The sequence below is a fragment of the Mesorhizobium neociceri genome, from assembly GCF_013520985.1.
GTDB classification, from domain to species: domain Bacteria; phylum Pseudomonadota; class Alphaproteobacteria; order Rhizobiales; family Rhizobiaceae; genus Mesorhizobium; species Mesorhizobium neociceri.
Genome location: NZ_JACDTY010000015.1, coordinates 127,120 through 148,150, shown reverse-complemented (window position 1 = coordinate 148,150; position 21,031 = coordinate 127,120). Strand labels below are relative to the sequence as shown.

The 21,031-nt window shown below is 63.5% G+C and carries 21 protein-coding genes and 1 pseudogene; 15 read left to right on the top strand and 7 right to left on the bottom strand.

What is annotated here, in order from left to right; genetic code table 11:
* Positions 1–81 precede the first annotated feature (81 nt).
* The 8 genes from H0241_RS25760 (at position 82) to H0241_RS25725 (ending at position 8,422) form a co-directional block, all read left to right on the top strand.
* Positions 82–510, top strand: a complete 429-nt coding sequence (locus tag H0241_RS25760) for an organic hydroperoxide resistance protein (protein WP_181060647.1) — start codon at positions 82–84, stop codon at positions 508–510.
* Positions 507–1,004 carry a MarR family winged helix-turn-helix transcriptional regulator gene (locus H0241_RS25755; protein WP_181060646.1) on the top strand — a complete coding sequence of 166 codons (498 nt, stop codon included), beginning with the start codon at positions 507–509 and terminating at the stop codon, positions 1,002–1,004. Before H0241_RS25760 ends, H0241_RS25755 begins: the two co-directional genes overlap by 4 nt.
* Before the next feature lie 237 nt (positions 1,005–1,241).
* Complete coding sequence (locus H0241_RS25750; RefSeq protein ID WP_181060645.1) at positions 1,242–2,042, top strand: transporter substrate-binding domain-containing protein; 801 nt, start codon at positions 1,242–1,244, stop codon at positions 2,040–2,042.
* A 263-nt stretch (positions 2,043–2,305) separates the two neighbouring features.
* Positions 2,306–3,115, top strand: a complete 810-nt coding sequence (locus tag H0241_RS25745) for an amino acid ABC transporter permease (protein WP_181060644.1) — start codon at positions 2,306–2,308, stop codon at positions 3,113–3,115.
* A gap of 59 nt (positions 3,116–3,174) precedes the next feature.
* Entirely contained in the window at positions 3,175–3,810 is a 636-nt protein-coding gene (locus H0241_RS25740; RefSeq protein ID WP_181060643.1) for a class I SAM-dependent DNA methyltransferase, read from the top strand.
* 557 nt (positions 3,811–4,367) lie between these two features.
* The gene (leuC, locus tag H0241_RS25735) at positions 4,368–5,777 is read left to right on the top strand and encodes a 3-isopropylmalate dehydratase large subunit (RefSeq protein ID WP_181060642.1); all 1,410 of its coding nucleotides are present in this window, start codon (positions 4,368–4,370) and stop codon (positions 5,775–5,777) included.
* A 162-nt stretch (positions 5,778–5,939) separates the two neighbouring features.
* Positions 5,940–7,136 carry a GGDEF domain-containing protein gene (locus H0241_RS25730; protein ID WP_181060641.1) on the top strand — a complete coding sequence of 399 codons (1,197 nt, stop codon included), beginning with the start codon at positions 5,940–5,942 and terminating at the stop codon, positions 7,134–7,136.
* Positions 7,137–7,201: 65 nt separating this feature from the next.
* On the top strand, positions 7,202–8,422 hold the full coding sequence (locus tag H0241_RS25725; protein ID WP_181060640.1) for a GGDEF domain-containing protein: 1,221 nt from the start codon (positions 7,202–7,204) through the stop codon (positions 8,420–8,422).
* A gap of 88 nt (positions 8,423–8,510) precedes the next feature.
* On the opposite strand, the gene H0241_RS25720 is transcribed toward H0241_RS25725, so the two are convergent.
* Entirely contained in the window at positions 8,511–8,882 is a 372-nt protein-coding gene (locus tag H0241_RS25720) for a hypothetical protein (protein ID WP_181060639.1), read from the bottom strand.
* Positions 8,883–9,136: 254 nt separating this feature from the next.
* Between H0241_RS25720 and H0241_RS25715 the strand changes: the two genes are divergently transcribed.
* The 5 genes from H0241_RS25715 (at position 9,137) to rpsP (ending at position 13,592) form a co-directional block, all read left to right on the top strand.
* A complete protein-coding gene (locus tag H0241_RS25715) occupies positions 9,137–9,607 on the top strand; it encodes a hypothetical protein (RefSeq protein ID WP_181060638.1) in 471 nt (156 codons plus the stop codon).
* 245 nt (positions 9,608–9,852) lie between these two features.
* On the top strand, positions 9,853–10,812 hold the full coding sequence (locus H0241_RS25710) for a CPBP family intramembrane glutamic endopeptidase (protein ID WP_181060637.1): 960 nt from the start codon (positions 9,853–9,855) through the stop codon (positions 10,810–10,812).
* Positions 10,813–11,194: 382 nt separating this feature from the next.
* Complete coding sequence (gene ffh, locus H0241_RS25705) at positions 11,195–12,808, top strand: signal recognition particle protein (protein ID WP_181060636.1); 1,614 nt, start codon at positions 11,195–11,197, stop codon at positions 12,806–12,808.
* A 7-nt stretch (positions 12,809–12,815) separates the two neighbouring features.
* Complete coding sequence (locus H0241_RS25700) at positions 12,816–13,142, top strand: chorismate mutase (protein WP_181060635.1); 327 nt, start codon at positions 12,816–12,818, stop codon at positions 13,140–13,142.
* A 48-nt stretch (positions 13,143–13,190) separates the two neighbouring features.
* Complete coding sequence (gene rpsP / locus H0241_RS25695; protein WP_112560130.1) at positions 13,191–13,592, top strand: 30S ribosomal protein S16; 402 nt, start codon at positions 13,191–13,193, stop codon at positions 13,590–13,592.
* Positions 13,593–13,663: 71 nt separating this feature from the next.
* On the opposite strand, the gene H0241_RS25690 is transcribed toward rpsP, so the two are convergent.
* From H0241_RS25690 to H0241_RS25675, 4 genes are all read right to left on the bottom strand, one after another.
* Positions 13,664–13,927: a YMGG-like glycine zipper-containing protein gene (locus tag H0241_RS25690; protein WP_181060634.1), complete on the bottom strand. Its 264-nt coding sequence runs from the start codon at positions 13,925–13,927 to the stop codon at positions 13,664–13,666.
* 152 nt (positions 13,928–14,079) lie between these two features.
* A complete protein-coding gene (locus tag H0241_RS25685) occupies positions 14,080–14,607 on the bottom strand; it encodes an SRPBCC family protein (protein ID WP_181060633.1) in 528 nt (175 codons plus the stop codon).
* Between the two features lie 20 nt (positions 14,608–14,627).
* Positions 14,628–15,038 (bottom strand): DoxX family protein, encoded by a 411-nt coding sequence (locus H0241_RS25680; protein ID WP_181060632.1) that lies wholly within the window; start codon positions 15,036–15,038, stop codon positions 14,628–14,630.
* Positions 15,039–15,166: 128 nt separating this feature from the next.
* Entirely contained in the window at positions 15,167–16,087 is a 921-nt protein-coding gene (locus H0241_RS25675; protein WP_407941774.1) for a bestrophin family protein, read from the bottom strand.
* Between the two features lie 164 nt (positions 16,088–16,251).
* Here H0241_RS25675 and H0241_RS25670 point away from each other — a divergent pair.
* Positions 16,252–16,650, top strand: a pseudogene (locus tag H0241_RS25670) (ACT domain-containing protein); the annotation flags it as partial.
* Positions 16,651–16,769: 119 nt separating this feature from the next.
* On the opposite strand, the gene H0241_RS25665 reads toward H0241_RS25670, so the two are convergent.
* Both H0241_RS25665 and H0241_RS25660 read right to left on the bottom strand, forming a co-directional pair.
* Positions 16,770–17,228 (bottom strand): GNAT family N-acetyltransferase, encoded by a 459-nt coding sequence (locus H0241_RS25665; RefSeq protein ID WP_181060630.1) that lies wholly within the window; start codon positions 17,226–17,228, stop codon positions 16,770–16,772.
* Positions 17,229–17,464: 236 nt separating this feature from the next.
* On the bottom strand, positions 17,465–18,499 hold the full coding sequence (locus H0241_RS25660; RefSeq protein ID WP_181060629.1) for an aspartate-semialdehyde dehydrogenase: 1,035 nt from the start codon (positions 18,497–18,499) through the stop codon (positions 17,465–17,467).
* Positions 18,500–19,097: 598 nt separating this feature from the next.
* Here H0241_RS25660 and H0241_RS25655 point away from each other — a divergent pair.
* Positions 19,098–20,939: a DEAD/DEAH box helicase gene (locus H0241_RS25655; RefSeq protein ID WP_181060628.1), complete on the top strand. Its 1,842-nt coding sequence runs from the start codon at positions 19,098–19,100 to the stop codon at positions 20,937–20,939.
* The last annotated feature ends 92 nt before the right edge of the window (positions 20,940–21,031 follow it).

The following is a 21,031-nucleotide window of genomic DNA, read 5'->3' as shown; positions in this document are numbered from 1 at the left end:
CTGAGAAATTCGGCCGCGGCCGTTGACCGCATGTTATCTTGTGTACTAAATAATCGTGCACAAACAAATTGGAGATACGACATGGCACTCTACACCACACAGGCTCGCGTCACCGGCGGCCGCGCCGGTCATGGCGAAACCAGCGACGGCCTGCTGAAGGTCGACCTCGCTTTGCCTAGGGAACTCGGCGGACAGGGTGGCGCCACCAATCCCGAGCAGCTTTTCGCGGTCGGCTATGCCGCCTGCTTCGAAAGCGCCATCCGCTTCGTCGCGCGCAAGCAGAAGCTGCCGCTGACCGATGCGTCGGTGACCTCCACCGTCAGCCTGCTTCCCAATGGCGAAGGTTTCAAACTCGGTGTCGCGCTCGCCGCGGAGACGAAAGGCCTTGATCAGGCGGCGGCGGAAGCGCTTGTATCGGCGGCGCATCAGATTTGTCCCTATTCCAATGCGATCGAGGGCAATATCGAGGTTGAGCTTTCGACAGTGGCGCTTCCGGCAAAGGCAGCATGACGACGAAGACCGAAACCAGAGTCAACCAAGTCCCGGCGGACACCGCCGGGATGATCGCCGTTCCGCGTCTCGACCAGCAGCTCTGCTTCGCGCTCTATTCGGCAAGCGGGCTGATGACCAAGCTCTACCGGCCGTTGCTCGACCCGCTCGGCCTCACCTATCCGCAATATCTGGCGATGCTGGCGCTGTGGCAGCATGCGCCGAGCACGGTCGGCGAGCTCGGCGAGGCGCTGGGGCTGGATTCTGCGACGCTGACGCCGTTGCTCAAGCGGCTCGAAGCAGGCAGCCTGGTCACCCGCCGACGCGATCCGGCCGACGAGCGCCGCGTACTGGTCGAACCGACGGCACAAGGCCAGGCGCTGCGCACGCGCATCAAGGATGTATCCGCAGGCCTTGCCTGCGCCATGCCGCTCGAGGTCGAGGAGCTGAAATCGTTGCACCGGACCTTGACCGGATTTGTCGCCAAGTTGCGTGACGCGACGTCAACATCCTGACCCGTCGTTTGACGGTTTCCTTGTGCCCGCGAGCGGCCTAGTTTGTCGTCGCGGGATCACGGAATAAATGCCGACCGCGAGGCGTTCTAAGACCGCGCCGGTTGAAGGCATTGGAATCCGCTTTCACCGGGCGCTGAGCACCGGACCGGCTTGCAAGCCGCCTGCGGACGGCTAAAGTCGCGCCTGGATTTTCATGTGAGCCCGGCTGCAAGCGGGCTTGTCATCCTGGAGTGTGTCATGACCAAATCGAAGCTGCTGCTGGCCGCCCTCGCGGCCTGTTTCCTCGCGCCCGTCGCCGCATGGGCGGCCGATGCGCTGCCCGATCTCGGCGGCAAGAAGGTGGTGGTGGTGACGGAAAACGCCTATCCGCCGCTGCAGTTCATCGACGCCAAGACCGGCAAGCAGATCGGTTGGGAATATGACGCGATGGACGAGATCGCCAAGCGGCTGAACTTCAAGGTCGAGTACCAGAACACCTCCTGGGATGCGATGATCCAGGCGGTTTCCGACAACCAGTACAACATCGGCATGACCGGCATTACCATCAAGGACGACCGCAAGGAGAAGGTCGATTTCTCCGACCCCTATATGCGTTCGGAGCAGTTCATGCTGGTACGCGGCGACGAAAGCCGCTTCACCGACGCCAAGACCTTTGCCGACTTCAAGGATGGGCTGATCGGCGCACAGGCCGGCACGACGCCGTTCTACACCGCCGTCTACAGCGTGCTCGACGGCAATGAGCAGAACCCGCGCATCAAGCAGTTCGAAACTTTCGGCGCTTCGGTGCAGGCACTGAAGTCCGGCGATGTCGATGTCGTGCTGACCGACGGCACCGCGGGCAAGGGCTATGTCGACGCCTCCGAAGGCAAGCTCAAGCTGATCGGCGGCCCGCTCGGCACCGAGGATTTCGGCTTCATCTTCCCGAAAGGCTCGGATCTGGTGAAACCGGTCAATGCGGCGATCGCGGCGCTGAAGGCCGACGGCACGCTCGAAGCGCTGAACAAGAAGTGGTTTCTCGACTACAAGATGGGGCAGTAGGCCATCTTGGCGCGAGCCTGGAGTGATGCGCAGGAATTCGCGCGGACTCTGCGCTTGAACACCCCCCTCTACCCTGCCGGGCATCTCCCCCTCAAGGGGGGAGATTGGATGTCACATTGGCTTTCGCCAATCTCCAACGTCACAGAGTGGGCAGCGGCGCCTGAGCTGCTAATCTCCCCCCTTGAGGGGGAGATGGCCGGCAGGCCAGAGGGGGGTGCCTTGGCGCTTGCTTCGCGCATTATCTACCTCGTTGGCGTCGCCTGATGCCCCCCGCCTCCACTCAAAAATCCGACTTCCCCTGGTGGCTTGCCGCCGCGATCGTGCTCGCTGTCGTGGCCGCGCTCTACATTGCCGCCAGCGATCTCTACGCCCAGGTTTTCGCCACTGTTGCCAAAGGCATCGGCATCACCATTTTTGTCACCGTGGTCGCCTTCGCTCTCGCGTCAGCCATCGGCCTCGGCATTGCGCTGATGGGGCTGTCGGGGTCGCGCTGGCTCAGGCAAATCGCCCGCTTCTATGTCGAGATCATCCGTGGCGTGCCTATCCTGGTGCTGCTGTTCTGGATCGCCTTTGCCGGCGCACCGGCTTTCGTCGCGGCATGGAACGCGCTGACCGCGCCGCTGCAAAACGCCGGCCTGATGGGCGAGCTTTTGGTGCGCGATGTCTCGCTGTTGTGGCGCGCCGTCATGGCACTGACCATCGGCTATTCCGCCTTCATCTCCGAAGTCTTTCGCGCCGGCATCCAGTCGGTCGAGAAGGGCCAGATCGAGGCGGCCAAGGCGCTCGGGCTTTCGCGCGCGCAACGCTTCCGGCTGATCGTCTTCCCGCAGGCGATCCGCACCATCCTGCCGCCGCTCGGCAATGACTTCGTCGCCATGGTCAAGGATTCGTCGCTGGTCTCGGTGCTCGGCGTCGCCGACATCACGCAGATGGGCAAGATCTACGCCGCCGGTTCGTTCCGCTTCTTCGAGACCTATTCGATCGTCGCCTATATCTACCTCATCCTTACCGTCGGCCTGTCGCTGGCGCTGCGGGCGCTGGAGCAGCGACTGCGGCGGGCGCAGGAGGAATAGAAGTCAGGCACGGACACGGCTACGATCCAAGAACAGATCGTGCCGGGAGGATGCAGGCGATGAATGTCGACAAGGCCAATGCGGCGCTGGACTCCGTCTATTCGGCCGACACGCCGGAAGGGCTGGCCAAGGCCTATGCGGAGTGGGCCGCGACCTATGACAGCGAGACCGCCTCGCTCGGCTATTTGCTGCCGTTCCTGATCACCGCCTGGGTGGCGCGCCATGTGCCGGCGGGCGAAGGCTCGCTGCTCGACGCCGGCTGCGGCACCGGCATGTCGGGCCCTTCACTCAAGGCGCTGGGCTATCACGACATTGCCGGGCTCGACCTATCGGACGACATGCTGAAGATCGCCGGCGGCCGCAATGCCTATAGCGATTTGAAACAGGCCATGCTCGGCGGCCCGCTGCCGTGGCCCGACGGGCATTTCCGTGCCTTCTTCTCGACCGGCGTGTTCACCATCAGCCATGCGCCGGCCTCCGGCCTGCACGAGCTTGTCCGCATCACCAGAAAAGGCGGCCACGCCATCTTCACCGTGCGCGACCAGGTCTTCGAAAGCGGCGGCTTCCAGGCGGTGTTCGACGAACTGGAGCAGGCGGGGAAATGGCGGCCGGTCGAGCAAAGCCCATGGTTCCGCTGCTATGCCATCGCCGAGCCGGACGCGCTGGTGAAGACGTTTGTGTTCGAGGTGGTTTGAGCGGCGAGTTTGCCGACCTTGGCGCCCTTCCTCTCCCTCCGGAAGGGGGAGAGGTGGCGCTGCGAAGCAGCGACGGAGTGGGGGAAGGCGTTCGCGATACGCGCCGCCGCAAGACAGGCACAACCAGGCGAGCAAGTCTCAGGCATGCGGGAATCAGGCGGAAGCATTGCTCCGATGAAAGATCGACCCCCACTCCGTCGAGCTTTACTCGACACCTCTCCCCCGATCGACGGGGGAGAGGAAAGGCGCGACTTCGCCGACCTTGGTGCCGTTCCTCCCCCGAAGGTAAAGTAGTGAGGGCGAGGAACCCAGTTCTGCCCAGCCACGCGCCAATTGCCGAAAAGCCAAAACATTGGTATGAGCCACGCCATGGAAGAGCTTTTTGGCGATCCGGCCTATAAGGGTTTCGTGTTGCAGGACAGAAAACGCCTGCCGTCGCGCTTCTCCGCGCGCGTTTCGGGCGCGCTCACCAGCCGACTTAGCTAGGCCGCTTTCGCCGGGCGAAAGCCTCCGGCGCATCTGCCCTTCCCCTTTTTCAAATCGACGGATTTACGCACATGAGCGCACCGCGCACCCTCTACGACAAGATATTCGACGACCATGTCGTCGACCGCCAGGACGACGGCACCTGCCTGCTCTACATCGACCGCCACCTCGTCCATGAAGTGACCAGCCCGCAGGCCTTCGAAGGCCTGCGCATGAGCGGGAGAAAAGTCCGGCATCCGGAAAAGACGCTGGCCGTGGTCGATCACAATGTCTCGACCTCGCCCGAGCGCAAGTTCGGCATCAAGAACGAGGAAAGCCGCATCCAGGTCGAGGCGCTGGCCAAGAACGCCAAGGATTTCGGTGTCGAATATTATTCCGAAAACGATATCCGCCAGGGCATCGTCCACATCATCGGCCCGGAGCAGGGCTTTACGCTGCCCGGCATGACCATCGTCTGCGGTGATAGCCACACCTCCACGCATGGCGCTTTCGGCGCGCTGGCGCATGGCATCGGCACATCCGAGGTCGAGCATGTGCTGGCGACGCAGACGCTGATCCAGCGCAAGGCCAAGAACATGCTGGTGCGCGTCGACGGCAAGTTGCCGGAAGGCGTAACCGCCAAGGACATCATCCTCGCCATCATCGGCGAGATCGGCACCGCCGGCGGCACCGGCTATGTCATCGAATATGCCGGCGAGGCGATCCGCGCGCTGTCGATGGAAGGCCGCATGACGATCTGCAACATGTCGATCGAGGGCGGCGCGCGCGCCGGCCTGATCGCCGCCGACGAAACGACCTTCGCCTATGTCAAGGACAAGCCGCGGGCACCGAAGGGCGCTGCCTGGGATGCAGCGCTCGAATACTGGAAGACGCTGCAGTCCGACGAAGGCGCGCATTTCGACAAGGTGATCGTGCTGGACGCGGCCAAGCTGCCGCCGATCGTCTCCTGGGGTTCCTCGCCCGAGGACGTGGTTTCGGTGCAGGGCGTCGTTCCCAATCCGGAAGAGATCACGGACGAGAACAAGCGCACCTCGAAGATCCGCGCGCTCGACTATATGGGGCTGACACCGGGCACCAAGATCACCGACATCACGCTCGACCGCGTCTTCATCGGCTCCTGCACCAATGGCCGCATCGAGGATCTGCGCGCCGTCGCCAAGGTGGTCGAAGGCAAAACCGTGAGTGCGCATGTCGATGCGATGATCGTGCCGGGCTCCGGCCTGGTCAAGGAACAGGCGGAAGCCGAGGGTCTCGACAAGATCTTCATCGCCGCCGGTTTCGACTGGCGCGAGCCGGGCTGCTCGATGTGTCTGGCCATGAACGACGACCGTCTGAAGCCGCATGAGCGCTGCGCCTCGACCTCGAACCGCAATTTCGAGGGCCGGCAGGGCTTCAAGGGCCGCACCCATCTGGTATCGCCGGCAATGGCGGCGGCGGCGGCGATCGCCGGCCATTTCGTCGACATCCGCGACTGGAAATAGTTTTCCGGCACGCGACTCATAGTTCATACCAGGCCCCGGATCGCATCGCCGTCCGGGGCCTTTTTTCATCGGCTCTGCCCGCATATTCGCTCTGGCTTAACCGCTTGTTGGGGCTTGGGTTCTAAGGTCTTCCCTGACGTCAAGCGGGGAAGTCACCGTCCTTTGGACACCGGTCTGTTCATTGCGCTGCTCAATCCGACGATCGCGCTGGCACTCGGCGCGGCGTTCCTCGTGCTGTGGTTCTATCAGCGCCACCGGCCCTATCTGGCGGTGCTTGGCGCTAGTTATGGCATGTCCGCGCCCGGCTTCCTGCTGCAGTATTTTACCCTGCCCGTCGGCATGGTGCTGACCAAGCTGGTCTCCAACCTCTGTTTCACCTTCGCCGCCTGCTGTCTCGTCGGCGCGATCATCTCGCGCTACGGCAGGCGCGTGCCTTATATCGCCATCGGAATTCTGGCGGGTGGCGGGCTGGCTGCGTTTTGCTGGTTCCTGTTCGTCCAGCCGGATCTCACCTGGCGCATCCTGGCCATCAATTTCGGCTTTGGCGGCCTCAGCCTGCTGGTCGCCGCCGAGTTGCGCGCCGTGCGCGGCAACGGCCCGACCGAAAAGATTCTGTTCGTGCTGTCGCTGCTGTCCGGGCTGAACTTCATCGGCCGCACACTGCTCGTCGTCATTTCGCACGGGCCTTTCACCAGCTATGACGGGTTCTACGGCTCGTCCTACTGGACAACGGCGCTGCTGACGCACGCGCTGCTGTCGCTGCTGATCGCGCTCAGCCTGTTCTCGGCCGCCGCCCTCGACGTGATGAAGGCGCTAAAGACCGAGACGCATACCGACCCGCTGTCCGGCCTGCTCAACCGCAGGGGTTTTGAGGAGCGCGCCTTGCTTGTGCTGCAGCATTGCGCCGCCGCCAGGGTGCCGGTCGCGCTGGTGCTGGCCGATCTCGATCACTTCAAGGCGCTCAACGACAAATACGGACATGCCGCGGGCGACCAGGTGATCGCCGACTTCGCCGCCAAGCTTCGCGCGGCCGCTGGCACACACGCGGTTGCCGGCCGCATCGGCGGCGAGGAGTTCGCCGTGCTTTTGTCGCTGAGCGATCTTGCCACGGCGCGGTTGTTTGCCGAAGCCGTGCGCACGCACTATTCGGCCGGCAGCGTCGACGGGTTGCCGCCGGGCACCAGGGTGACTGCGAGCTTTGGCGTCGCGGCACGCACCGGCGACGAAGGGCTGGAGCCGCTGATGCGACGCGCCGACGAGGCCCTCTACAAGGCCAAGAAGAATGGCCGCGACAGCGTACGGCTGTCCTATGAGCGGGCCGAAACGGTGTTCATTCCGGATTCCGGCAGCGCCAGCTAAGGTGCCGCGTTAACGTCTTTTTCGCCCGTCGGTGATTTGCTGCTGGCCAGAGCGCGAAAGGGGCCATGAGCAGCGCAGACGTCATTCTGGTCATCAACATGTGCGTCGCAGGCTTGCTGGCCGCGGCGTTCATGACGATCGCCGTTCACGGCGTCGGGCGTGCGGCGGCGCGCTGGCTGGCGTTCGGCTATGTCCTGGGCATAGTCTATTGCGTCATCGAGTTCAGCATCCCGGCCTTCGCCAATGCGCGGCCCCCGGTTGTCGCCGCCTTTGCTGTTTTCCTCGCCGCCACCATTGCCTTCAATGGCGGGCTCGCCCGCAAATACGATGTGACGCCGCCCTGGGTGCCAATGCTGCTATTCCTGGTCTTCGCCACCGTCGCCGTCTATTTCGTGCAGGACCTGCCGCGGCAATCGCTTGTCCGCATGATGGCCTACCAGCTTCCTTATGCCGCCATGCAATTTGTCGGGCTGGCCATCGTCTGGTCGTCCAGGCAAAGACGTGGGTGGCTGGACACCATTCTGATGGCTGTTCTGGCCGCCAGTGCGGTGCAGTTCGCCTCAAAGCCATTCATTGCCGGCGCTCTGGGTGGGTGGGGCGCCAATCCGCAGTCCTATCTGCAGAGCAGCTACGCCCTGGTGTCGCAGTCGCTGGGGACCGTCTTCGCGTTGGCGCTTGCGCTTTTGATACTGGCCGTGCTGGTTCGCGACGTGCTGGCCGAGGCGACGTCAAGGTCGGAAACCGACATGCTCTCACAGCTGCTCAACCGCGGCGGCTTCGAGCGCCATGCCAAGCTGGCGCTGCGCGACGCCACGCGCCAGGGTGTGCCGGTGGCGCTGGTCATTGCCGATCTCGATCATTTCAAGGGCATCAACGACAGTTTCGGCCACGCCTCCGGCGACCGCGTCATCGAGATCTTCGCGGCTTTCCTGCACGATGCCGCTGCCGACCATCATGTCGCCGGCCGCATCGGCGGCGAGGAGTTCGCCATCATCCTGCCGGGCACCAATCTTGCCGCTGCAAGGCTGTTCGCGGAGGGCACGCGCAGCGCCTTCGGCGCCTTGCCGATCGAGGGCCTGCCGGCCGACCACCGCTGCAGCGCCAGCTTCGGCGTCGCCGAACTTCATGCGGGAGAATATTTCTCGGACCTTTTGCGGCGCGCCGACGACGCGCTCTATCTGGCCAAGGGATCAGGCCGCAACTGCGTCCGCGTCTCGACCGGGCTAACCGTCGTGCGGCAGCCGGCCACAAAGGCCGGCCATACCGATTGGTCTAAATCAGTATGACGTTTCGTTGAATCGCCATACTGATCTAGCTCTTTGTTGGAGCATGATCTTTTTCCGAAAACCAGTTCCCACTTTTCGGGATCATGCTCTAGCGGCAAGGGCTGAGGTTGGGCATTTCGCCATCGGAGAGGCCATACATATAGGAGCGACCCTTCACGAACACCGGCGGCTGATAGCAGCCACGTCTGGAGACGTGATCCGCCTCATCTTCATAAAGGACTTCCGGTTCTGCTTCCGGCTGGCCGGCGCTGGTGTAGTCGGACAATTTCTTGGCCAGCTTGCCTTCACCGACGATGATGCGCTTGTAGCCGGCGGCGCTGTCGATGACGAGATTGCCGAAGGAATCGGCATAGACGCGGTCATGATGGCGCGACCAGGCCATTGCCGGGGCGGCGAAGCCGAGACTGGCTGCCGCCAGCACAAGCGCCGCAAGGCGCGTTCTTCCTGAATTCGAAAGCATGGTGTCCTCTCTGCTCTGAACCCGTTCGAATCGGAAATTAACCTTTTATTAACCTTTGTTAAGAGGGTAGGTGCATCCAGCGGCGATCTCTCGTCAAACATGGTTAATATCCGACGGGATGGAAAACCCCGACGTCATCTTTCGGCCATGCTTGCCCGCACCATCGGCCGGCGACGCACGCAACTGCACTGACGCTGGGTGAGCTTGATCTTGGCGGAATGTCGCGGCTAGTTTGCCGCGCAGGAGGAGACCATATGGCGTTACGCCGGACGTTTCGGGTGACGCTTTTGTCGATCCCCTTGCTGACTGCCGCAGCCTGCGTGCCGCAGACCACCGCGCCCAAGGCGGTGAATACCGTATCACCCACTGTCGCGCCCGCTCCGGCTCAGCAGTCCACCGCGCCCGTGGCGCACCCGGCTTCCACGATGGCTGCGGCAACGCCTGCCGCACCGCCAGCCAAGATTGTCACCGACCTTACCGCGCCGCGGTCTGCTGTCGGCACGGCGACTTACAGATGCGGCAATGGCGGCACGATCACCATCCAGAACCTCGGCACGGCGCTGCGCGTGGTGAGGCCGGATGCCACGACCGAGGAGTTTGCGGCATCACCCGTCAACCAGTCCAGCCGCTACCAGGAAGCGGCGTCGCATGACGCAATCGTGATCGACGGGCGCGAGGCGCTGGTGATGAAGAGGGGCTCGACGCCACAGACCTGCAAGCGCTAGTTGGGTGTATTGATATTCAAGTGGGCCGGCCTGCGAATAGCAGCGTCCTGCGCTGCCGGTGTTCACCTACGAAGAGTACGCTCCGCTCTCATTCTCAGCTCGGCCTGACCTGAAGTGTGTACGGCTTCAGCCCAAGCGGCGCGAGATACTCTTCGCGCAGGATTTCGCCAGGGTGAGGAGCAATTGCGCGCAAGACGCCAATCTCCTAGATCATGCGACCCGATGCGTTCGGCAGAGGAATTCGCGTGATATCAGATCCAACCGCCTTCGAGCGCTATCGCAACACGGCCACCGAAAAGACCAGCCTGCCGCGCCTGATAGTCGGAACGGCGATCGTCATCCTGTTCTGGGTGGCGATCACCCTGGTGGTGGTGCTTGGCGGCACCTATCTCGCCATCATCTGGCATCTATTGCCGGGCGATCCGCGCGGGCCGTTACCGGGCTTTCTGGCCTCGCCGATCGGGATACTCACCGCGCTCACCTCGTTTGCCGGCATCTGGCTCGGCCTGTGGCTTGCCATGCGTTTTGTCCATGGCGAGCCGCTGACCGCGCTCTTCGGCGCCAGCCGCCGCGTCTCCTGGCCGGGCTTCCTCAAGGGCCTGATCGCGGTGCTGATCACATCGGCGCTTTCGGAAGTCCTGCTTTACTGCCTGCAGCCCGAGATTGCGCGCGGCACGATCAGCCTGTCGACCTGGCTGCTGTTCCTGGTCCCGATCATGGCGCTGGCGCTGCTGCAGACTTCGTCGGAGGAGATGCTGTTTCGCGGCTATCTGCTGCGCGGCCTGGCCAAGCGCTTCGAGAGCCCGTACGTCTGGGCGCTGCTGCCCACTTTGCTGTTCACCTCCTTGCATTGGAGTCCGGCTTCGAGCCTCGCCATCAACGCCTGCGTGCTGGCCTCGATCGCCGCCTTCGCCCTGCTGTTGACGCTGGTGGTCTATGTCACCGGCAACCTCGGCGCCGCCTTCGGCGCCCATCTCGGTAACAATCTCACCGGCTTCCTGCTGATCTCGCATCAGGAGAGCTACAATTCCTTCGCCCTGTTCAACGCCAAGCCGCTGGAAGGCCCCGACTGGACGACGACGGATGCGGTCATCATCGCCGCCATCGGCATCGTCTGCACCTTGCTGACGATCTTGCTGCTCCTGCACCCACGCTCGCCGCTGAAGGTCACGGCGGACCTTCGGGATGCAGCCCCGGTGAACTGAGCCAGGATCGGCGCAGAGACCCGGTAAGCCGCCTTTGTCTTGACTCTTCGGCCGATTTCCTGTCTACAGCCCCCAAAATCCGCGACGAGTATCCCTCCGAGCAAGCCGACCAGGACGCCAAAGCCTCTTTGAGGCCAAGTGCTGTAAATCGATCCTGGAGGCCAACACCCGGCAGCGCTGAGCGCCCCCGGGTGCTTTTTGGCTTTGAGCTTTGCTTGGATGAACGGGGCGAACGCACTACCTCTCGGGCACCATCCGGGTGCCTGAGAAAAAGGAAACAGAATGTTTGAATCGCTGCAGGAGCGCACAAGAGGCGTGGAGGGCCATCGGCTCGACAGGGATCATTGCGAGTCCAAGGCGCTGTTGCGCGGTGGGTTGACCAATGTTTGAGTCCCTGCAAGAGCGCCTTGGCTCCATCCTGAACGGCCTGACCGGCCGCGGCGCGCTGTCGGAGGCTGATGTCTCGGCGGCGCTGCGCGAGGTACGCCGTGCCCTGCTCGAGGCCGACGTAGCGCTGGAAGTGGTGCGCTCGTTCACCGACAAGGTGCGCGAGAAGGCCGTCGGCGCCGCCGTCGTCAAGTCGATCAAGCCTGGACAGATGGTCGTCAAGATCGTCCATGACGAGCTGGTCGACATGCTCGGCGCCGAGGGCGTCGCCATCGACCTCAATGCGCCGGCTCCGGTCGTCATCATGATGGTCGGCCTCCAGGGCTCCGGCAAGACGACGACCTCGGCCAAGATCGCCAAGCGCCTGACCGAGCGCCAGAACAAGAAGGTCCTGATGGCCTCGCTCGACACGCGGCGGCCCGCAGCACAAGAGCAGCTGCGCCAGCTCGGCGAGCAGGTCAAAGTCGCGACGCTGCCGGTCATATCAGGCCAGAACCCGCTCGACATCGCGCGGCGCGCCGTGCAGGCAGCCAAGCTCGGCGGCCACGATATCGTCATCCTCGACACTGCCGGCCGTACCCATATCGACGAGCCGCTGATGGTCGAGATGGCCGACATCAAGAAGGTGTCGAGCCCGCACGAGATCCTGCTGGTCGCGGATTCGCTGACCGGCCAGGACGCCGTTAACCTGGCCAAGAGCTTCGACGAGCGTGTCGGCATCACCGGCCTGGTGCTCACCCGCATGGACGGCGACGGCCGTGGCGGCGCCGCGCTTTCGATGCGCGCCGTCACCGGCAAGCCGATCAAGCTGATCGGCACCGGCGAAAAGATGGACGGGCTGGAGGAATTCCACCCCAAGCGCATCGCCGATCGCATCCTCGGCATGGGCGATATCGTCTCGCTGGTCGAAAAGGCCGCCGAAAACATCGACGCCGAGCAGGCGGCGGCGATGGCCAAGAAGATGCAGTCGGGCAAGTTCGATTTGAACGACCTCGCCGGGCAGCTTCAGCAGATGTCGAAAATGGGCGGCATGGGCGGAATCATGGGCATGATGCCCGGCATGGGCAAGATGAAGGACCAGATGGCCGCCGCCGGCCTCGACGACAAGATGTTCGGCCGCCAGCTCGCCATTATCTCGTCGATGACCAAGGCCGAGCGCGCCAATCCCGACATGCTCAAACATTCGCGCAAGAAGCGCATCGCCGCCGGCTCCGGCACCGACGCGGCCGAAATCAACAAGCTCCTGAAGATGCATCGCGGCATGGCCGACATGATGAAGGCGATGGGCGGCAAGGGCAAAGGCGGCGGCCTCATGCGCGGCATGATGGGCGGCCTGGCCTCCAAGATGGGCCTCGGCGGCATGATGCCGGGCGGAATGGGTGGCCCAGGGGGCATGATGGGTGGCGGCATGCCCGATCTGTCCAAGATGGACCCCAAGCAGCTCGAAGCCTTGCAGAAGCAGGCGCAGGCCGCCGGCCTTGGCGGCATGAAGGGCCTGCCCAGTGGTCTTCCCGGCAGTGGCCTGCCCGGCCTGCCCGGCGGCATGAAACTTCCGGGGCTTCCCGGCCTCGGCGGCGGCGGGCTGCCCGGTTTGGGCAAGAAGAAGTGAGGACGCTATGAACGAAGAAAGGGACATGGCCGACGCCCGCACCATCCTGGCCGGCTATCGCGCCTCGATCGACAACATCGACGCTGCCCTCATCCACATGCTGGCCGAGCGCTTCCGCTGCACCAAGGCGGTTGGCGTTCTGAAGGCCGAGCATGGCTTGCCGCCGGCCGATCCGGCGCGCGAGCAGGAGCAGATCACCCGCCTTCGCCAGCTGGCGAAGGATGCCCATCTCGACCCCGATTTCGCGGAAAAATTCCTCAACTTCGTCGTCCGCGAAGTGATCCGCCATCACGAGCAGATCGCCGCGTCCAACGGCGCAAGCAAAGCCGGCTAAGTATTAGCCATACCGTATTAATGAATCAGAGCTTTTAGGAGAAATGAAATGGCACTGAAGATCAGACTGGCCCGTGCGGGCTCGAAGAAGCGTCCTTACTACCACGTCGTCATCGCCGACGCCCGTTCGCCGCGCGACGGGCGGTTCATCGAGTCGATCGGCTCGTGGAACCCGCTGCTGCCGAAGGACGGCGAGCGCGTCAAGGTCGACGCCGACCGCGTCAAGCATTGGCTGTCGCACGGCGCCCAGCCGACCGACCGCGTGCTGCGCTTCCTCGACGAGGCCGGCCTCCTCAAGCGCGAAGCCCGCTCCAACCCGAAGAAGGCCGAGCCGGGCAAGAAGGCGCAGGAACGCGCCGCTCTGCTGAAGAAGGCCCAGGAAGACGCAGCCGCCGCCGTTGCCGCCGCTGCCGCTGCCCCGGCCGAAGCGGAAGCCGCCACCGCCGAATAAGCATTCGCTTCGTCGCATCGACAAAACGGCGGGCCTGTGCCCGCCGTTTTGCTTTTTGGATCAGCGTCCGCTCAATAGCCTTGCGGGCAACGGTCGATGTAGGTGCGCCCATAACGGTCGCGATAACGGCACTGGCCGCTCTCGCTGGCATGGCCGATCAGCGCGCCGGCTACGGCACCGACGGCACCGCCGACGACGGCGCCCTGAACCGGATCATTTGCCACCGCAGCGCCAACCGCCGCGCCGCCGAGGCCGCCGACCGCGGCACCCTTTTCGGTTTGCGAGCACGCGCCGAGCGCGGTCGCCAGCACCATTACGATAATCGCTTTTTTCATTGTCGTTCCTCTCTCACGCGGATCGCCGTCCTCGCCGCCATGGTTTTAACTCTCAGACGGCTAATTTGATCCCGAAGACGTGAGAGATCTCGATATCTGCGCCGGTCATATTCATGTCGATCACCGCAGAGCCTATTGAAATTCCTGACGTTTTACTTCTCAGCCGCCTCTTTCAAACTGGCGAGCCCGGCCTCGAAATCCTTGCCGACCAGCTTGTCGAAATTCATGAACACGCCCATCAGCCTGGCGATGAAGGGGTAGCGGCCATGCATCGCCCAGGTGACTGACGTTTCGTTGCCGGCCGGCTTCAGGGTGAAGTCGACGGTGTTGTTGGCCTTGAACGGCTTTTCGAAGTCGAGCATCAGCGCCACCAGCAACGACGGCACCGAGTTGGTGATTTCCATGCGGCCGATGCCGGCCTTGGCATTGCCTTCCCAGGCATAGACCGCGCCCTTGCCGCTTTCGGCGCCGGAAAGCGTGCGCTTCATGTTCGGGTCGAGCTTTTCGTAGGGCGACCAGACGGTCCAGCGCCTGAAATCATTGATCAGCGGAAAGATCGCCTCGGGTGGCGCCTTGATGCCGGTCGAGCGGCTGACTGTGAAACCGGCCGGCCGTGTCGCGGCATAGATCAGCAACGCGGCGATCAATACGACCAGGACGATAAGGATGGTGGCAAGCATCTTTTTCTCCTCTTGTTGGGTTAGCGGCTGAACGGGATCAGGGCACGCACCCTTGGGTCGCGCAGATACAGGCCGCCCCACAGGATGATGCCGAGATAGACGCCGAACAGCGTGTGCGAAAACAACGGGCTGCCGACGCGCATATTGGTGGCGATGGCGCCGCCGAGATAGCCGGTGAGCAGGATGGCACCGAGCACCGAAGTGCGTGGCAGCGCATAGAGCGCCGTCGAGATCAGCCCGAGGATACCGAGCAGGCGCGCGACGTTGACGTCGGCCGGCCAGCCGAGTGGCACCATGGTCTGGGTGACGACATCGAGCGGCGGCAGCTTGATGACGCCATCGAAGATCATGAACAGGATGATGAGACCGCTGAGCACGCGGCCGGTCCACAGGGCGCCCGACGAGACAGGCGCGGTTTGAGAAATACTCATAGTGTTCCCTTCCTTGATGGTTGGAGCCGTTTGCCAGCTTCGAACCAAGGACGCGGCATGCGGCGGCGATCCTACAAGGTTGGATTCTTTTTGGCCCACCGTGGCGTCGGCCACCCGTGTGTCGAGGCCTACGAAAAGTAAAACTTCTCGGCCGGAATCATTTTCGGCGGCGTCTCACCCAGTGCCTCGAACACCGAGATCTCGCAGACGCGGCAGAGGCCGTCGAGCGCGAGATCGTTGGCCTCGGTGCCGAACGGATCCTCGAGCTCTTCCGAGAGTGCGTCGAGGCCGAAGAAGGTGTAGGCGATCAGCGCCGTGAACAGCGGCGTCGCCCAACCGGTGGTCGATATCAGCCCGATGGGCAGGAGCAGGCAGACTATGTAGGCGGTGCGGTGCACCAGCAGCGTATAGGCAAAGGGCAACGGCGTGCCGGCGATCCGCTCGCAACCGGCCTGGATGGCGGTGATCGATGCCAGCCTTTCATCGAGAATGCGAAAGCCGATCGGGTCGACCTCGCCGCCACGGCGCTTTGCATTGGCGCGCCGGCCCATGCGCCGGACCATCTCGTCCGCCGGGTTGGAGAAGGTGGCAACTGTGTCCGCCTCGGCTTCGATGAAGGCGCGGGCATCCTTGGTGCTGTCGATCTTGCGCAATTGCCCACGCAGGAAATGACAGAAGGCAAGCGCCTCCATCAGCAAGGCGCGCTGCTCGGCTCGCTCCGCGACCAGGCTGGTCGTGGCGCGCGCCAGGTTGCGGATTTCGACCACCAGCCCGCCCCACAACTTGCGCGCCTCCCACCAGCGGTCATAGGCGGCGTTGTTGCGGAACGAGAGATAGATCGACAAGGTAACGCCCACCAAGCCGAAAGGCGTGATGTTGAAGACGCCGAGATCGAGATGAAACTCGCGCGCCACCACAAGGATGACCGCGGAATAAAGCGCGAAGCCGAGAATCTGCGGCAGGATGCGGGGCACCACAGAACCGCGCATGACGAAGAAGAGCTGCAGGAATGTCGGGCGCGGGCGAACGATCATCGAAAGGCCTTTCACGGACCGCGCTGGTCCTCAGCTCGCCGATTGTGCGATGCGGCAGCCCCGGTTGGCTCAACCGCCAGCGACATTGCTATGTCGTCTGCGCGGTTGTGCCGGCTATCGGTATCGACCGGCCGCGGATATTGAAGGACTGTGCCTGTTACCATCCGGCGAGGAAAGCAATGAACGGCGAGACCGATCTGAAAAAACTGCTGGCGACGATGTCGCCGGACTTGCTGCCGGACATCTACGTCTTCGCCACGCTCACGCCTGGAACCACCCAGCCGGAAGGCCTCGATCCCGTCATGGTCTTTCGCGAGCGCGAGGGTCTGACATTGATCGTGACCGAGGACGCTGCAAGGGTAGCCGGGCTGACTGCTTCGTTTCGCTGCCGCATGATCACGCTGAACATTCATTCGTCGCTGGAAGCCGTCGGCTTCCTCGCCGCCATCACCACCCGGCTGGCTGCCGCCGGCATGGGCGTCAATCCGGTCTCGGCTTTCTATCACGACCATCTGTTTGTGCCTGCCGACCGGGCAGAGGAAGCGATGGAGCTGTTGCGGGAACTAGCCAGGCAATCATTCGCGACCAAGGATTTACAGCGCGATGACGTTGAGGCAATCGCAAGCGGCCGCATGTCATCGGAGAGTGACCATCTCGATGCCTTGCTCGATCCCGAGTGAAGCGTAGGCGTTTTTGATCAGCGTCTGCGAACGTAGAGAATATCCGGCAGGCCTTCCTCATTGGTGGCGCCATCGCCGAACGACTCGGCAACGAATCCGTGGCGCTCATAGAAGCGCCGGGCGCCGGTGTTGGCCTGGAAGCAATGCAGCTTCACCACCGGCAGCGCAGCGGTCGCTTGCACCAGCAACCGGCTGCCGATGCCTTGCCCCGTCCAGGCCGGATCGAGATAGAGCTGTTCCACCCAATCGCTGCTGACGGCGATGAAGCCGACGATATTCTCGCCGGCCTCGGCGACTGTAACCTGCTGCCGGGGCAGTACGATGTCGCGGATGAAGGAAAGGTCTTCAGCTGGCGTATGGACGACCGGCATCCAGTCGAACGAGCCAAGCGCTGCCCGCATGAGCCTGGCGATGGCGGCGGCGTCAGAAGCGGTGGCAGGGCGCAGCGCGATATCCACAGGCTGACTGCTAGTCATGAAGACAACACCAACGTCTCACTCCGCTGGAACACCCCTCAACCGTCTCGGCGCTGCGCGCCGATCCACCGCCCAGGGTCGAGCCGCGGGTCTCGCCCCGTCCTTCGGACCCCACAAGGGGAGAAGGAAGAGGCTGCCCGGCCGAAGGCCGAGCCCGCGACTGCGGGCCGCCGGCTTTCCGGCGCCCCCGCGGAGGGCCCGCCGCGGCAGCGGCGATACGGCCCGTGAGCGAAAAACTATGCCGCCTTCTTCTTCGGCTGGATCAGACCGCGCTCGACCAAAAGCTCGGCGATCTGCACCGCGTTGAGCGCCGCGCCCTTGCGCAGATTGTCGGAGACGATCCACATCGACAGGCCGTTGTCGATGGTCGAGTCCTCGCGGATGCGCGAGATGAAGGTGGCGTCCTCGCCGGCCGATTCGAGCGGCGTGATGTAGCCGCCGTCCTCGCGCTTGTCCAAGACCTGGCAGCCCGGCGCCTCGCGCAGGATGTCGCGCGCCTCGTCGGCCGTGATCGGCTTTTCGAACTCGATGTTGACCGCTTCCGAATGGCCGATGAACACCGGCACGCGCACGCAGGTCGCCGTCAGCTTGATCTTGGGGTCGAGCATCTTCTTGGTCTCGGCGACCATCTTCCACTCTTCCTTGGTGAAACCATCATCGAGGAAGACATCGATATGCGGGATGACGTTGAAGGCGATGCGCTTGGTGAACTTCTTGACGTCGACCTGGTCGGCGACGAAGACCGCGCGGGTCTGCGTGAACAGCTCGTCCATGCCTTCTTTGCCGGCGCCCGACACCGACTGGTAGGTGGCGACGACGACGCGCTTGATGGTGGCGAAGTCATGCAGCGGCTTCAGCGCCACGACCAGCTGTGCCGTCGAGCAGTTCGGGTTGGCGATGATGTTCTTGCGCGCAAACAGCGAGATCGCATCCGGGTTCACTTCCGGCACGATCAGCGGCACATCCTGGTCGTAGCGGAAGGCCGACGAATTATCGATGACGACGCAGCCCTGCTTGCCGATCTTCGGCGACCATTCCTTGGAGACATTGCCGCCGGCCGACATGATGCAGATGTCGGTGTCGGAAAAATCATACTGGTCGAGCGTCTTGACCTTCAGCGTACGGTCGCCGAACGACACTTCGGTGCCCTGGCTGCGCCGCGACGCCAGTGCCACCACTTCACTTACCGGAAAGCCGCGCTCTTCCAGTATGTTGAGCATTTCGCGGCCCACATTGCCCGTGGCGCCGACTACCGCAACCTTGAAACTCATTCGAAATCTCCTGTCCCTCTCCGCTTGGTTTTTGGAGAAAACCCGCCGGCCAATGCGGGTTTCGTCCCCCGGGCCGGACCCGGGAGAGGGTGGTTAGGCCAAGGGAATCACACCGTTTTGGTGGTGGTTTTGCCAGTTTTCTCGGCCAAGAATGCGGTTTTGGTTGAACGGTAAGACGCGCGAACGCGCCCGGCCCCACTGACGTGGCCGGGGAAGTCGAATGCAAGAAGCGCCATCAGAAGGCCGCGCATCGAAAATGATCCCGTTCGATGCCGGCTTTTACGCGGTTTGCATCAGGAGTCAATTGCGGCGAGGCTCTTCCTTCTCCCCTTGTGGGAGAAGGTGGATCGGCGCGAAGCGCCGAGACGGATGAGGGGTGTTCCAGCGGAGTGAGACGTTGGCGTTCCCTGGAACACCCCTCATCCGTCGCCTGCGGCGACACCTTCTCCCACAAGGGGAGAAGGGAAGACAGTGCCGCTTGCTCTGTACAATAGAGGCCGCAAGAAGTACGAACGCCGAAATATTGTTTGGCTGGCGTGGCGTCAGCCCCGGCATGTGCTCCATGATGAGCCCAGGCCCCGAATTCCGAAAGAAGAAGATGTCCAATTTTAGAGGTATCGTTCCTGCGCTGGCAGAGGCGCTGGAAAAACGTGGCTATGTCGAGCTGACGCCGGTGCAGAAGGCGGTGCTGGAGCTCGGCGAGGCCGACGCGCTGGTGTCGGCGCAGACCGGATCCGGCAAGACCGTCGCCTTCGGCCTGGCTCTGGCGCCGACACTGCTGGAAGGCGCCGAGCGCTTTGGCCCGGCTGGAGTGCCTTTGGCATTGGCCGTGGCGCCGACCCGCGAACTCGCCTTGCAGGTGATGCGCGAATTGCAGTGGCTCTACGCCCCGACCGGCGCGACGGTTGCCTCCTGCGTCGGCGGCATGGACATGCGCTCCGAACGGCGCGTGCTGGAGCGCGGCGCCCACATCGTCGTCGGCACACCCGGCCGGTTGCGCGACCACATCACCCGCAATTCGCTCGACATGTCGGCGCTTAGGGCCGTGGTGCTGGACGAAGCCGACGAGATGCTCGACCTCGGCTTTCGCGAGGACCTCGAATTCATCCTCGACGCCGCCCCGGCCCAGCGCCGCACGCTGATGTTTTCGGCCACCGTGCCGCGCTCGATCGCAACGCTGGCGCAGGGTTATCAGCGCGATGCCGTGCGCATCTCGGCCGGAGGCGAGGAAAAGCAGCATCTCGACATCGAATACCGGGCGCTGAATGTCGCCTACCCCGACCGCGAGAACGCCATCATCAATGTGCTGCGCTTCTACGAGGCGAAGAACGCGCTGGTGTTCTGCAACACCCGCGCCGCCGTCAATCATCTCACGGCACGCTTCAACAACCGCAATTTTTCGGTCGTGGCGCTGTCGGGCGAACTCAGCCAGAACGAGCGCAGCCATGCGCTGCAGGCGATGCGCGACGGCCGCGCCAAGGTCTGCATCGCAACGGATGTCGCGGCGCGCGGCATCGACCTGCCCAATCTCGAACTGGTGATCCACGCCGATCTGCCGACCAATCCGGAGACGCTGCTGCACCGCAGCGGCCGCACCGGCCGCGCCGGACGCAAGGGCGTCAGCGCCCTGATCGTGCCCAACGGCGCCCGCAAGCGCACCGAACGGCTTTTGCAGAATGCAGGGCTGAAGGCGACATGGGCGAGCCCGCCCTCTGCCGACGACGTGATCAAGCGCGACGACGAGCGCATCCTTGCCGATCCGGCCTTCGACGAGCCGGTGGCTGATGACGAGCGTGGCTTCATCGATGCGCTTCTGGCCAAACACGGCGCCGAACAGGTGGCGGCGGCCTTCGTGCGCCAGTGCCGCGCCAGCCGCTCGGCGCCCGAGGAACTTACGGATGTCGCACCGTTCACGCCTTCGCGTGAAAGACCGGCAGGCGAAAAGTTCGAACGCCGCGATGAAGCGCCCAGCCGCCGCGACGATTTCGGCGACAGCGTCTGGTTCTCGCTGTCGATCGGACGCCAGCAGAATGCCGAGCCGCGCTGGCTGATCCCGATGCTGTGCCGCACCGGCAACATCTCCAAGCGCGAGATCGGCGCCATCAAGATGCAGCAGGAGGAAACCTTCGTGCAGATCGCAGCCGACTGGGCCGACCGCTTCCTCGCCGCCATCGGCCCCGACAAGAAATTGCAGGGCAACATCGCAGTGAAGCGCCTGGACGGCACGCCCGACCTGTCGCGTGCCGGCTACCAGCCGCCAAAGCCCGACAAGAAGCCGCATCGCGGCAAGCGGCCGTTCGAAGCTCCCCAAAGCGCACACAAGCCGAAATTCGAGAAGCGGGAACGCCCCGCGAGTGACGCAAAGCCTTGGGCCGGGAAGCCGAAATTCGACAAGGCCGGACCGCCGAAGAACAAGAAGCCGAAGAAGCGGCCGGTTTAGTCTCAACGGAACCAAGAGGCACTCTCGTCGGGCTGGTGCCAATCGCCGAGGTCCGCGCCACCCCTCATCGCCCTGCCGGGCACTTCTCCCCG